At 36.4% G+C, this 13434-nt stretch carries 15 protein-coding genes; 12 read left to right on the forward strand and 3 right to left on the reverse strand.

What is annotated here, in order from left to right; translation table 11 throughout:
• Positions 1-96: 96 nt before the first annotated feature.
• The 7 genes from KYG33_RS03805 to KYG33_RS22455 all read left to right on the forward strand — a co-directional run bounded on the left by KYG33_RS03805 (position 97) and on the right by KYG33_RS22455 (position 6654).
• Complete coding sequence (locus KYG33_RS03805; protein ID WP_077417348.1) at positions 97-771, forward strand: response regulator transcription factor; 675 nt, start codon at positions 97-99, stop codon at positions 769-771.
• A gap of 63 nt (positions 772-834) precedes the next feature.
• Positions 835-1173, forward strand: a complete 339-nt coding sequence (locus KYG33_RS03810; RefSeq protein WP_257468909.1) for a four helix bundle protein — start codon at positions 835-837, stop codon at positions 1171-1173.
• Positions 1174-1219: 46 nt separating this feature from the next.
• Positions 1220-2506, forward strand: a complete 1287-nt coding sequence (locus tag KYG33_RS03815; protein WP_219072708.1) for a sensor histidine kinase — start codon at positions 1220-1222, stop codon at positions 2504-2506.
• Between the two features lie 77 nt (positions 2507-2583).
• A complete protein-coding gene (locus KYG33_RS03820) occupies positions 2584-3339 on the forward strand; it encodes a hypothetical protein (protein WP_219072709.1) in 756 nt (251 codons plus the stop codon).
• A gap of 51 nt (positions 3340-3390) precedes the next feature.
• The gene (locus KYG33_RS03825; RefSeq protein WP_219072710.1) at positions 3391-5811 is read left to right on the forward strand and encodes a TonB-dependent receptor domain-containing protein; all 2421 of its coding nucleotides are present in this window, start codon (positions 3391-3393) and stop codon (positions 5809-5811) included.
• Positions 5812-5844: 33 nt separating this feature from the next.
• The gene (locus KYG33_RS03830) at positions 5845-6468 is read left to right on the forward strand and encodes a phosphatase PAP2 family protein (protein ID WP_257468910.1); all 624 of its coding nucleotides are present in this window, start codon (positions 5845-5847) and stop codon (positions 6466-6468) included.
• 12 nt (positions 6469-6480) lie between these two features.
• Positions 6481-6654 (forward strand): hypothetical protein, encoded by a 174-nt coding sequence (locus tag KYG33_RS22455; protein WP_257468911.1) that lies wholly within the window; start codon positions 6481-6483, stop codon positions 6652-6654.
• Between the two features lie 37 nt (positions 6655-6691).
• Here the strand turns inward: KYG33_RS22455 and KYG33_RS03835 are convergent, their stop codons facing one another.
• The gene (locus KYG33_RS03835; RefSeq protein ID WP_219072711.1) at positions 6692-7495 is read right to left on the reverse strand and encodes an SDR family oxidoreductase; all 804 of its coding nucleotides are present in this window, start codon (positions 7493-7495) and stop codon (positions 6692-6694) included.
• Between the two features lie 14 nt (positions 7496-7509).
• Positions 7510-9174 (reverse strand): FAD-binding dehydrogenase, encoded by a 1665-nt coding sequence (locus tag KYG33_RS03840; protein WP_219072712.1) that lies wholly within the window; start codon positions 9172-9174, stop codon positions 7510-7512.
• A 143-nt stretch (positions 9175-9317) separates the two neighbouring features.
• On the opposite strand from KYG33_RS03840, the gene KYG33_RS03845 reads away from it, so the two are divergent.
• From KYG33_RS03845 to KYG33_RS03865, 5 genes are all read left to right on the forward strand, one after another.
• On the forward strand, positions 9318-9746 hold the full coding sequence (locus KYG33_RS03845) for a rhodanese-like domain-containing protein (protein WP_219072713.1): 429 nt from the start codon (positions 9318-9320) through the stop codon (positions 9744-9746).
• 1 nt (position 9747) lies between these two features.
• Complete coding sequence (locus KYG33_RS03850) at positions 9748-10251, forward strand: TlpA family protein disulfide reductase (protein WP_257468912.1); 504 nt, start codon at positions 9748-9750, stop codon at positions 10249-10251.
• Positions 10252-10380: 129 nt separating this feature from the next.
• Positions 10381-10788: a DoxX family protein gene (locus tag KYG33_RS03855; RefSeq protein ID WP_180563768.1), complete on the forward strand. Its 408-nt coding sequence runs from the start codon at positions 10381-10383 to the stop codon at positions 10786-10788.
• Between the two features lie 141 nt (positions 10789-10929).
• The gene (locus KYG33_RS03860) at positions 10930-12015 is read left to right on the forward strand and encodes a sensor histidine kinase (protein WP_232538957.1); all 1086 of its coding nucleotides are present in this window, start codon (positions 10930-10932) and stop codon (positions 12013-12015) included.
• On the forward strand, positions 11993-12697 hold the full coding sequence (locus KYG33_RS03865; protein WP_180563769.1) for a LytR/AlgR family response regulator transcription factor: 705 nt from the start codon (positions 11993-11995) through the stop codon (positions 12695-12697). Before KYG33_RS03860 ends, KYG33_RS03865 begins: the two co-directional genes overlap by 23 nt.
• 280 nt (positions 12698-12977) lie before the next feature.
• Here the strand turns inward: KYG33_RS03865 and KYG33_RS03870 are convergent, their stop codons facing one another.
• On the reverse strand, positions 12978-13295 hold the full coding sequence (locus tag KYG33_RS03870; RefSeq protein ID WP_047385066.1) for a DMT family transporter: 318 nt from the start codon (positions 13293-13295) through the stop codon (positions 12978-12980).
• Positions 13296-13434 lie beyond the last annotated feature (139 nt).

Consider the following 13434-nt stretch of genomic DNA (forward strand, 5'->3'; position numbering starts at 1 on the left):
TTGAAGATTTACACTTGTTTGTGATTTATATTTTTGTAATTTATGTTTTAATTTTAAATTCAAAATTTCTTCAAAATTTAATGATAGTTTTATGGCATGAAAATCCTAATCGTTGAAGACGAAGCAGCGCTTACCCAAAGTATTGCCGAATATCTGTCCGGAGAAAACTATCTCTGTGAAGCTGCCAGCACATTCAGTGAAGCGATGAGTAAAATAGAGACATTTGACTATGACTGTATTTTACTGGACATTATGCTTCCAGACGGAAATGGTCTGAAAATACTTGAAGAATTAAAAAAGCAGCAGAAGCAGGACGGAGTCATTATCATTTCTGCCAAGAATGCTCTGGACGATAAAATTGAAGGTTTAAAACTGGGTGCAGACGATTATCTTACCAAACCATTTCACCTCTCAGAGCTTATGGCAAGAGTATATTCTATCATTCGGAGGAAGCAGTTCAGTAGTTCCAATGTAGTAAAACAAAATGAACTTCAAATTGACCTGCTTGCTAAAACAGTTGCTGTAAACGGCGAAACGATTTCATTAACAAAAAAAGAATTTGATCTCTTAATTTATTTTATCGGTAACAAAAATAAAGTCATCTCCAAAAGTACATTGGCGGAACATCTTTCCGGAGACCTTGCAGATATGCTTGACAATCATGACTTTGTATATGCTCATGTGAAAAACCTCAAGAAAAAACTGTATGATGCCGGATGTGAACATTATCTGAAAACAGTATATGGAACGGGGTATAAGTGGGAAAGCTAGGTTAATTATAAATTATGAATTAAAAATTATAAATGATGAGTTATTATAAGCGAAAAGAAAAATGTGTTGAAAGATAAAAGTTTTAATTTTGCAATAAGAATTATTAATCTTTATAAATATCTCTCAAGTGGCAGGAGTGAATATGTTCTGAGTAAACAGTTATTAAGAAGTGGAACAACAGTAGGAGCCTTAATAAGAGAGTCACAAAATGCGGAAAATAAAGCAGACTTTGTTCATAAACTCGCTATTGCTCAAAAAGAATGTGATGAATCTATTTATTGGATTGAGCTTTTATATCATACTGAATATTTATCATCCAATGAGTGTCAAAGTATTCATAATAAAGCTATTGAAATATTAAAGATAATCAGGAGCATCATCATTACATCAAAAAATAAATAATCTTTCATAGAGCCCAACAACTCATAATTTTTAATTCATAATTATCTTGAAGCCTTTACTTACCAAAACGACAAAACCTTTTCTCATCTATGTACTTATTGTGCTGATGATAAGTATTCCTGTGTATTATTTTGTGGTGGATACCATCTGGAAAAGTGAACTGGATGAGCATAATCAGATTATTGTTGAGAAGACGGCTTATGAGTTCAACCAGTTGAAACTGTCTGAGGAAGAATTAGGCAAAAGTCTTGCACTGTGGAATCATATCCAGCCTGAAACGAATATTGAGAAAATTTCAGCTCAACAAATAAAACGGGACACAGTTTATACTTACAAAAAACACTTACCTTTTATTTCGGAACAAAAAAAAGAGCGTTACAGATGCCTGAGAAAAGTCGTTTATCTACAGAACAAACCTTATCTTTTTACAATACAGACCAATATTGAGGAATCTCATGAAACAATAGCTGTAATTGCAATGATTACCATATTTTTCTTTGTAATCATAGTGCTAGGGCTTTTATATCTGAACAGAAAACTTTCTTCATCTATCTGGAAACCGTTCAGGAATACATTGGATCAACTGAAAACCTTCAACCTTAACAGCCAGAATACCATACAGTTTCCGGTTTCTGACACCACAGAATTTGAAGAACTTAATCAGTCTCTCTATAAACTGATAGAGCGTAATATTTCTACCTATAAAACCCAGAAAGAATTTACAGAAAATGCTTCCCATGAGCTGCAGACACCGCTGGCCATTATTAAAAATAAGCTGGATCTTTTACTTCAGGATCAGGATCTTACTGAAAAACAGTACAAAATCGCTGAAGACATAAACAAGGCTCTTACAAGAAGTTCTCGCATCAATAAAAACCTCTTGCTGCTTGCTAAAATTGATAATAATCAGTTTGACAGTTCAGAGATTATTTTGTTTGATCATTTGCTTCAACAAAGTATTGATACTCTCCAGGAACATATTGAGCAAAAAAATATTTCCGTTCAGGAAAAGATAGTAGATAATGTACAAGTGAATGGAAACAGTATTCTGACTGAGATACTGATCAACAATCTCATCATCAATGCAATCCGCCATACAACTCCCGGAGGTTCTATTTCTATACAATTGGCAGATTCTTCTTTTGAAGTTTCCAATTCGGGTACTGAAAAGCTGAATATGGATTTGCTTTTCAAAAGATTCTCTAAGCTTTCAACGGATAACAGCGGAAGCGGGCTCGGACTCTCTATCATCCAGGAAATCTGCAGGTTTCATCATTGGACTATCAGCTATAGGTTTGAAAACAAACATCACATCTTCACTGTTAAATTATAGTTAAAAAATTTCACGGCTCAGGCAATTCTAAATTTCTTCTAAATCGGTTTGCACCTTTGTATTGAAAACAAAGCAAAATGAGAACAGCAAACAAAGTAGCAGCCGTTACACTCCTTTTCTGGCTTATGAAAATTGTAGCCACTACATTGGGAGAGACCTTGGGAGATTTTATTTCTATGACCCTTAATCTGGGATATGTTGTAGGAATTCTGGTTACGCTGATGTTTTTCATCCTGATACTTTCGGTGCAGCTTAGTGTAAAAAAATATATTCCGGCAGTGTATTGGGTCGTGATTATCGGAACAACCACTTTGGGAACCGAAATCTCAGATTTTATCGACCGTACTTTAAAAACAGGATATCTGGCAGGAAGTCTGATTTTATTTCTAGGCCTTTTAACTTCCTTATTCTTATGGTACAGAAAATATAAGAACCTGGAGGTTTATCCGATTTTTGAAAGAAATAAAGAATTCTATTACTGGACGGCTATTTTATTTTCCAATAGTCTGGGAACAGCTTTTGGGGATTTTCTGAGTGATAATTTAGGACTTGGATATATGTCGGGAGCTTTGTTTACAGGGCTGATCGTAGTAGTGGTAGTGGCACTTCATTATTTTACGAAAATCAATCATGTTGTTCTGTTCTGGATTGCTTTTGTTTTTACCAGACCCTTTGGTGCTACATTCGGAGATCTTTTGACAAAGCCTTTAGCTAAAGGAGGTCTGGACCTTGGAACTCTCAATGCTTCCCTGATCTCTCTTACACTGATGGTTTTCATGATCATTATTTCACAAAGAAAACACAGCCGGGAATTACCTCTTCAAAAGGAATAACTAATGTTTCCCTTATAACAAACTTTTTAAAGAAAAATAAAGATTAGCAGAATGAATAAAACAGCCTTGTTATTTTTTCCAGCCAGTATGGTAATTTCCTCCCTTGTTTCTGCACAGACAACCTCTGTAACGGCATCTGGAAGAATCATCAATAAAGATAAAACAGCAATACCTTACGCCCATATTATTTTAAAAAAAGAAAAAGACAGCACTTTTACAGCCGGAACCATTACCAATGAGGAAGGACGATTTTCCATTACAGGCATAAAGCCGGACCATTATCTTCTGGAAACTTCCATCACCGGATATAATACGTACACACAACCCGTTTTCATAGGAACCCTTTCAGAGTTTCTGGAAATACCAACTATTGAACTGGCTCAGAAACAGGAAAATGAAACAAAAATTGATGCCATCACCATTACCGCTTCTAAAAAAAATGAAATAGACAGCCGCCTTGATAAAAAAACGTATTCCGTAGCAGACAATATCAGCCAAAGTGGCGGATCGGTATTACAAAGCATGCAGAACCTTCCCGGAATCACCGTACAAGATGGTAAAGTACAGCTAAGAGGGAATGATAAAGTTACGGTGCTCATTGACGGTAAGCAGACTGCTCTCACGGGATTTGGAAGCCAGACAGGATTGGATAATATTCCGGCTTCTGCTATTGATAAAATTGAAATCATCAACAATCCTTCATCAAAATATGATGCGAATGGAAACGCTGGAATCATCAATATTATCATGAAAAAGAATAAACAGAACGGATGGAACGGAAAAGCAGGATTTACAACAGGTTTAGGCTCACTTTGGGTAAGAAAAGAAAACCTTCCTACAATAAGACCGCAGTATACACTAACGCCTAAAATAAATCCCTCTCTATCATTAAATTACAGAAAAAATAAGGTAAATGTATTTTTGCAGGCCGATAATTTATACACCGAAACACTTAATAAAAATGAATTTGTAACCCGTACTTATGATAATGGAACAGTCATTAATTCTCAGCTGAAAAGAAACAGAAATACAAATTTCTTTACCACCAAAGCCGGAATAGACTGGACTATTGATCCGCAAAATACAGTAACTATTTCAGGAATGTATGGAAGCGAAAAGATTATCGATAGGGGAGATCAGCCGTTTTTCAATGGAGATAGATCCCAACGTCTGCGCCTGTGGCAGTTGTTGGAAGATGAGCTGAAAACCACTGTGATGGGAACCGCTTCTTATCAGCATAAATTCAAAGATGCCGGGCATGTTTTAAATGTAGGATTCAATTATACTTTCCACAGAGAGGATGAAAAATATTTCTATGATAATTATCTTCCTTCCTCCGCAGGAACTGATGCTTTCAAATTATTATCTGATGAGCAGGTCTATGATTTCAATGTAGATTATATAAAACCTTTAAAGTACGGACGAATAGAGGCCGGAATTAAACTGAGAAACAGAAGCATTCCTACCAATATGAATTTTATTCCCGGTACCAACTCTGTTCTCGATGTTTCTGCGGGTGGGAAAGCCGATTATAAAGAATTTATTCCTGCGGTGTACGGAAATTATGTTTTTGAAAATGAAAAATGGGAAGCAGAACTGGGATTGAGGCTGGAATATGTAAAAATTCAATATGATGTAAATTCTAATCACCCAACTTATAAAAGTGACGGATATAATTATACCCAGCCATTCCCGAATTTCAGACTTGCTTATAAAATTGATGACCGTAATAAGTTCTCGGTATTTTATAATAGAAGGGTAGACCGTCCTAATGAAGTTGATATCCGTATTTTTCCAAAATATGACGATGCAGAAATCATTAAAGTAGGAAATCCGGCACTGCGTCCTCAGTTTACAAATTCTATTGAATTGGGATACAAACACAATTGGGATAACGGATATTTATATGCTGCATTATACCACCGCTTTGCTGCCGGAACCATCACAAGAATTTCAAGTATTGTCCCGGACAGCACTCTTATTTATGCCATATTCCAAAATGCCGGAAAAAGCTATAATACAGGACTGGAAACAATATGGAACCAAAAGATCTCAGATGCATATTCCTTCAATGTCAATGGAAATTTATACCGTAATCAGATCAATGCATTTACTGTAGAAAATCTGTACCCAGAACCTAATACTTTCTCCGCCGACCAGCAGACTGCTCTATCAGGAAATATCAAGATGAATAACGTTTTTCATTTTTCTAAGGGATTGAATATGCAGTTTACACTTGTTTATTTAGCTCCGGATATTATTCCGCAGGGAAAAATAAAATCAAGGTTTTCAATGGATGCAGGAGTGAAAAAAGCCATTCAGAAAGGGAAGGGTGAATTGTTTTTAAATGCCTCAGATTTACTCAATACAATGGTGATCAGAAAGTCTGTTCAAGGCAGCGGATTCGCTTATACCAGCAATGATTATTACGAAACTCAGGTGATCCGGATGGGGTACAGCTATAAATTTTAATACAGAACTGAATAATTATAAATGTGATTTAAGATGAAAAAATACTTTCAAACAACGATGATGTATATCTTGGTTTTGAGTTCAGGTTTAAGCAGAATCAACGCTCAGAATACAAATGATACGATTGAAGTTCAAAAACCTGTACAAGACAGTATGATCACAACAAAAATTCAAAAAAGCAAACTGAATTATAAAAGCCTGATTATTCCTACAGCATTCATTGCCTATGGAGTAGCAGGTTTGTCGATGAATAATCTTAAACAGCTTAATATCTCTACAAAAGTTGAAATCAACGAACACCAGCCCACGCAAATAAAACTGGATAATTATACCCAGTATGCCCCTGCAGTTATTGTATATGGACTGAATGCAGCAGGGATAAAAGGAAAGCATAACCTGAGAGACCGCACTATCATTTATGCTTCTTCACAACTGATTGCAGCAGCCTTTACAATGCCTTTAAAATATCTTGTAAAAGAGGAAAGACCAGACAGATCAAATACCTTATCTTTTCCGTCAGGACATGCGGCAACAGCATTTTCTTCAGCACAGTTTATGTTCAGAGAATATAAAGACAGTAATTTCTGGCTGAGTATTTCAGGATATCCATTTGCTATTTTCACCGGGGTATACAGAATGCTGAATGATAAACACTAGCTGGGGGACGTTGTGGCAGGAGCCGGATTTGGGATTCTTTCTACCGAACTTGCCTATTGGCTGTTTCCAAAAATTGATAACTTATTACGTGGAAAAAATAAGAGTAAAAATACCTTGTCCTCCACAATGGTGATGCCATTTTATCAGAATAAAACTGTAGGAATAGGGTTGGTAAAAACCTTCTAATATAAAAGCGCAATGCAATACTGAATTGTGCTTTTCTTTATACCACTTTCGCCTTACGGACTATTTTTGATAATAAATCTGGAAAGAATCTCTTCAGAAACACTGCCATTACTTCTTTACCTCCTATGGCTTTCTGTTTTTTCTGTTTTTCAATAGCATAGAGCATTTTTTTTGCAAAAATTTCTACAGGCATGCCATTTTTTGTGGCATTATCCATTGTTCCCTGTGATGAACCATCTCCGGTAACAGCATTAATAGAAATATCTGTCTGTATAAAACCCGGACAAATGATCGTAATCCTAATATTCTGGCTGAATAGTTCTGCCCGTAAAGCATCAAAAAAACCATGTAAAGCATGTTTTGCTCCTGCATATCCACTTCGCATAGGAGCACCAAATATTCCCATAAGACTGGACACAACCGCAATCTGCCCACCTTTATTCCTGATCATATAAGGTACAGTTGCTTTAGTAAGCGCCACCGTTCCAATATAATCAATATCAATCAGCTGTTTATCTACTTCAATATCCGTTTCCATGGCTAAAGAACGTTGAGAAAGCCCGGCATTGTTGATCAGAATATCAATCTTCCCAAACTGTTCTGATGCTTTTGCCGCAATGGCAGGCATTTCTTTATAATTTTTAAGATCTAAAGGAATCACCACATACCGATCTGTATTCAATCCGGCTTTTTGAGCCACCAGATGCAGCTGTTCTTCTTTTCTGGAGGACAAGATGATTTTTGCATGGCTGTTCTTTGCCAAATTAGTTACTAAAGCTTCCCCAATCCCTGATGATGCTCCGGTAATCCAAATAACCTTATGATCAAAGTAACTGCTCATACTTGTACTATTATTTAATTTTTAAGTCCTGCAATATATTTCCCGGCTTTCATTCCTGAAAAAATGCAGCCTCCCAAAAATGTCCCTTCCAGCGCTCTGTAACCGTGCATTCCGCCACCACCAAAACCAGCCACTTCTCCGGCAGCATACAGTCCTTCAATGATACTGTCATCATCTTTTAATACCTGTCCATTCAAATTGGTTTTTATTCCCCCTAACGTTTTGCGGGTTAAAATATTGAGCCGCACAGCAATTAAAGGTCCGTTTTCAGGCGCTAAAATCTTATGGGGAGCCGCTACACGCCCAAGTTTATCCCCCAAATAATTCCGGGTATTCCGGAGATAATTGACCTGAGTATCTTTTGAAAATTTATTATCTAATTCTCTGTCCCTCGCTTCGATCTGAGATTTTATTTTCTCATATTTTAAGAGATTATTTCCAGCCAGTTCATTCATTCTCTTCACCAGATCTTCCAGATTATCTGATACAATAAAGTCTTTTCCATGTTCTTTAAAAGCTTCTACCGGCCCGGGAGCTTTTTTACCAAAAATTCTTTTCAGAAAAAGAACATAGTCCTTATTGGTAATATCCGGATTCTGTTCCGAACCTGAAAGAGCAAATTCTTTTTTTATAATTTTCTGAGTGAGGATAAACCACGAGTAAGAATATCCTGTTTCCTGTATATATTGTAAGGTTCCCAATGTATCAAATCCGGGAAGAAAGGGAGCGGGAAGCCGTTTGCCTTCAGCATCAAACCATAAAGATGATGGTCCTGGCAATATCCGGATTCCGTGGTTGGGCCAGATGGGATTCCAGTTTTGTAAACCTTCTGTGTAGTGCCACATTCTGTCACGATTGATAATATGAGCTCCTGTATGTTCTGCGATACCAATCATTTTACCATCTACATAGGCAGGAACACCACAAACCATATTTTCCGGGGCTTTACCAAGTCTTTCCGGCCAGTTTTTCCTTACCAGCTCATGATTGGCACCAATTCCTCCGGAAGCTATAATGATATTCGGAGCAGTATATTCAAAGGTTGAGATAACATTTCTGTTAGTCTCAGCACCTCTTTCCTGAGTGTCATTTTCCAGAATATCTCCTTTAAGACCTCTTATTTTTCCATTTTCAACCAGCAATTCTGTCACTCTGTGCCTGAATTTCATTTGCAGCAATCCTTTTTCCTGAGCTTTGTAAGCTTTTTCTACAAATGGTTTTACGACACCTGTCCCGGTTCCCCAACTTACGTGAAAACGAGGTACTGAATTTCCATGCCCTGTTGCTGAACCATCACCACGTTCTGCCCAGCCCACCATAAACATCAGCTTGATACCCAATTTCGAGATGTATTCATACTTTTCACCGGAAGCAAATTTTAGATAAGCTTCTGCCCATTGACGGGGCCAGTAATCCTCAGGGCGGTCAAAACCAGCAGTCCCTTTCCAGTCCTGAAGTGCCAGTTCATAAGAATCTTTGATTCCCATTCTCCTTTGCTGAGGCGAATTAATCAGAAACAAACCTCCGAAAGACCAGAATGCCTGCCCTCCTATATTCTGTTCGGTTTCCTGATCCAAAAGCAGTACTTTTTTCCCGACATTGGTAATTTCCATCGCAGCAGTAAGCCCTGCCAGTCCGCTTCCTATGATGATGGCATCAGGCTGGAATGTTTCTTCCATTTTATGAGGTATTTTTTTTGAATGATACTTAATATAAATGTATAAAATTATTTGTAATCGGGTTGAAAATTAAAATAATTTTGCTTTTATCTTTCAGCTTCGAACTCTAAACTTTTCATCTTATCTTTGTGAAAAATAGAAGTATGAAGTATTTGTTTATCATTACCTGCTTTGTCTGTTCCATTTTCAGTCAGGCACAGCAAAAACAGGATCCATGGAAAGACAGCCAGCTGATGGATCCGGCGTTACTGGCTTCCAGAATTGTAAAGCATACAACAAAAGATCTGGTGATCATTTCAGTAGGTCCGGAAGCAATCATCAAGGGTTCTGTAGATATAGGACCAACGCATGAGCCTGAAAACCTGGAAAAACTGAGAAATTATCTTAAAGATATTCCTAAGAACAGAGAAATTGTGATCTACTGCGGATGCTGTCCTTTTGTAAAATGTCCCAATATACGTCCTGCTTTTGCATTACTGATGGAAATGGGCTTTAAAAATGCAAAGCTTTTAAATCTTCCGAAAAACATCAAAACAGACTGGCTAGATAAAGATTATCCTACAAATGATTAATATGAAGACTGGTTTTACCTTATTATTTTTAATAATTTTCTCAGGATCTGTTGCTGCTCAAAGTACAATAGAAGTAGGAAAGAAAGCTCCTGAAATCACAATGACCAAGGCAGACGGAACCTCATTCGCCCTTTCAACATTAAAAGGGAAGCTTGTTCTGATCGATTTCTGGGCAACCTGGTGCGCTCCGTGTGTAGAGGAGCAGCCTGAGCTGAAAACATTGTATGACACCTATTCTGAACAGGTAAAAAACAATAAGTTTGAAATTCTTGGAGTCTCCTTAGATAAAAATAAAGAAAGCTGGCAGAAAGCAATTGACCGGTTTACGATCAAATGGATACAGATCAGTGATTTAAAATTCTGGAAAAGTCCTGTAGCCAAACTTTACGAAGTTGATGAACTTCCCTTTAATGTCATCATCGACGGACAGGGAACAATTTTAGCTAAAAACCTTCACGGAAAGGAACTGGAGAAGTTTTTAAAGAAAACTTTAAGTCAGAATTAAGAATATAAAATCTTACAAATATTCAAAGAGCAGTACATCCATTACTGCTCTTTATTTTTTCATATACACTACAAAGCAATTGATATACAACATACATCAATCCTTTCTTTTGTCTTATAGCTTTGAGGTATGAAAAAAAGTGTCTTCCTTCGCTTGGGGCTGTCAGTGATATTGCTGATGCATAGTGTAATTTCTATTTTCAGTGGAGATGTTAATAATTTCGGGCATTTTTATCTGGATAGTATAGGATTCAGTCCCATTGGGATTTATATTGCATGGGCTGTAAAACTAACCCATCTTTTCTCTGTACCATTACTTTGGTTTGACCGATATATAAAGCCCGTGGCTATTGGTAATATTCTTATTTTCGTTTTTGGAATCTATTTCGTTCATTGGCAAAACGGCTGGTTTGTAGTGGGAGGTGGAACGAATGGAATTGAATTCAATGTTTTGCTGATCTTCAGTTTTCTGAGCCTTATGTATCCTGAAATTTATTTTAAAAAGCAGAACCGTTTTCCCCATGAAAAGGATATTTAAATTTGCTTAAAATCCGCAGTTTTTTATTTTAGTTTCCAAGACGACCATTCAAAATCGTAGTTTGTAGATCATTACCTCAATTTGGTCCACTTATATTTCTATATTTGATTGAACAAATCGTACTTTGTATTCTTAAAAATCATGATCAACCTGAAACCATACAAAAGATCTAAATGGCAGATTCATTTGCTTTTTTGGATATTGTATTATATCCTGGAAGTTTACCTTGACTTTTACTGGTCCAGGTATCAGTTTCCGGATTTCCAATGGTCAGTAAGGCTTCAGAATACTCTGATCCTGGAACTGGGATATCTTTTGATCAAAATGCCGCTTGCTTATGCCTTGCTGTATGTATTTGAAAAGATTCATATTAAGGAAATTTTCAAATATCTTCTCTATATTTTTATCGTGATCACCGCTGTTTTTGGGCATCGCTTTTTAACGCATTATATCATTTACCCTTATATTTATGGAGTTACAGAAACTCTGGATGGAAAATATCCGTCGGGATTTATCAATGGTTATGTGGCATTCAATTCTTTTATGGACCTTATTTTTATGGTAGGTCTTATTTTCGGGGTTGAAATTACCCGTCAGAAAAATCTTCTGAAAGAACAGATCTCCCAGCTAAAGTCTGAAAAACTGGATCAGGAACTTACTATGCTGAAGGCACAGATCAATCCGCATTTTCTGTTCAACACCCTCAATAATATTTACGGAATGGCCCTGAAAAAAGCTGATGAAACTCCGGATGTTATTCTTCAGCTTTCCAAGATAATGCGGTATAATATCTATGAAGCAGCAGAAAAAAGCATTTCTATAGCCAAGGATATTGAAAACATTAAAGATTTCATACAGATTCAGAAAATCCGACATCGGCATCTCATCATCAACTTTACGGAAGATATTGATCATCCTTCTCAGGAAATCTCACCGCTGATCTTGATACAATTTGTTGAAAATGCCTTCAAACATGGGGTTTCCGAAAGTTTAGGAGAGGCATTTATTACCATCGATATCCGGTTGAAAAACGGAATTCTTACTTATTTCATAGAGAATTCCAAAGAAGAAATACTTCATACGCATTCCACAAAAATAGGCCAGAAAAATATCCGCAGACAGCTTGAACTGCTTTATCCACAACACACACTTTCTGTGGCAGATCAAAGCGGCCGCTATATTGTAACATTAACCATAGATTTCCATGACACAACACCCAGCCTCTAAAAAATACAACTGCATTATCGTAGAAGACGAGCCCATTGCTGCAGAAATTCTGGAAAGTTTTATCTCCAGGGATCAGGAACTGAATCTGGTAGGAAAATGTGCCGATGCCGTATATGCCAGCAGTCTTTTAAGCATTCATGAGGTGGATCTGATGTTTTTGGACCTCCATCTTCCCGTGGTAAAAGGCTTTGACTTTCTGAGGAAAATAAAAAATCCTCCATTCGTTATTGTTACCACTGCTTATCATCAATATGCTGTTGAAGGCTATGAACTTGATATTGCGGATTATCTGATGAAACCTATTCCATATGAACGTTTTCTGACAGCGATTGGAAAGTTCAAACATTTAATGGAGGCGGAGGACGCTTTACTGGAAGTGTCGGAACGTGATTTTATCTTTATCAATAGCGGGAAAAAACAGGTTAAAATTATTTTACATGATATTTTCTACATTGAGAGTTTGAGAGAGTATATTAATATTCACACCAAAACAGAAAGCTTCACTTTTAAAATGCCCATCAGCAAAATAGAAGAGGCTTTAAATCCTAAAATGTTTACCCGTATTCATAAATCGTACATTATATCCAAATCAAAAATTGAAATCAAATCTGCCAATATTATCCAGATTAATGGCAAAAAACTTCCTGTGGGAAGAACGTATAAACCATTGTTGGAGCTTTAATATTGAGAATAAAATTGTTTAAACCCACCAGATTTTCAGCCTTTTCATTAAAAAAAACTGCGAAATTAAAAGTTTTGTAGATTCTGCATCTCTGTTGATAGATATTTTTTCCGAAATTCTGTTTGTTTATTCAAATTTACTTTATGAAAAACAGAATGCATAAAAAATATTAAGCCTGGAAAATGAGTGGGATTAGTTTATTATTCGAATGTTGAATAATGATTTGGCTTAATGATTAGTGATAATCTTAAGCCAATTTCTTTTTGCGGCTATATTTATTTTAAAATATTTTGAGTCCAACTATTCCTACAACAATCAGTAATGCAGAAAGCAATCGTAAAATACTAGCTGAATCCTGAAAAAACAGAATTCCTACCAATAAAGTTCCTACAGCCCCAATTCCGGTCCATACGGCATAGGCAGTTCCAATAGGGATGCTTTTCTGAGCGTACCAAAGAAAGCCTCCGCTAACAGCCATACACATGATCGAAAATATGATCCAGCTCCATTTATTATTTTCCGGCTGTTGAGATAATTTAAGTCCCAAAGGCCATCCAATTTCAAAAATTCCTGCGATAATTAATGCAATCCAGTTCATACTTCTTATTTTTAATGATGGTGCTGTTATTGAAAAAAATGTTATTAAAAATGAGTTCTTTACCATAAAATACTCCATCTCAATTACGACTACAAAATTATCATTATCCATTCATATTCAATAAAATAAACTGTGTGAC

The sequence above is a fragment of the Chryseobacterium sp. D764 genome, assembly GCF_019317325.1.
Classification (GTDB): Bacteria; Bacteroidota; Bacteroidia; order Flavobacteriales; family Weeksellaceae; genus Chryseobacterium.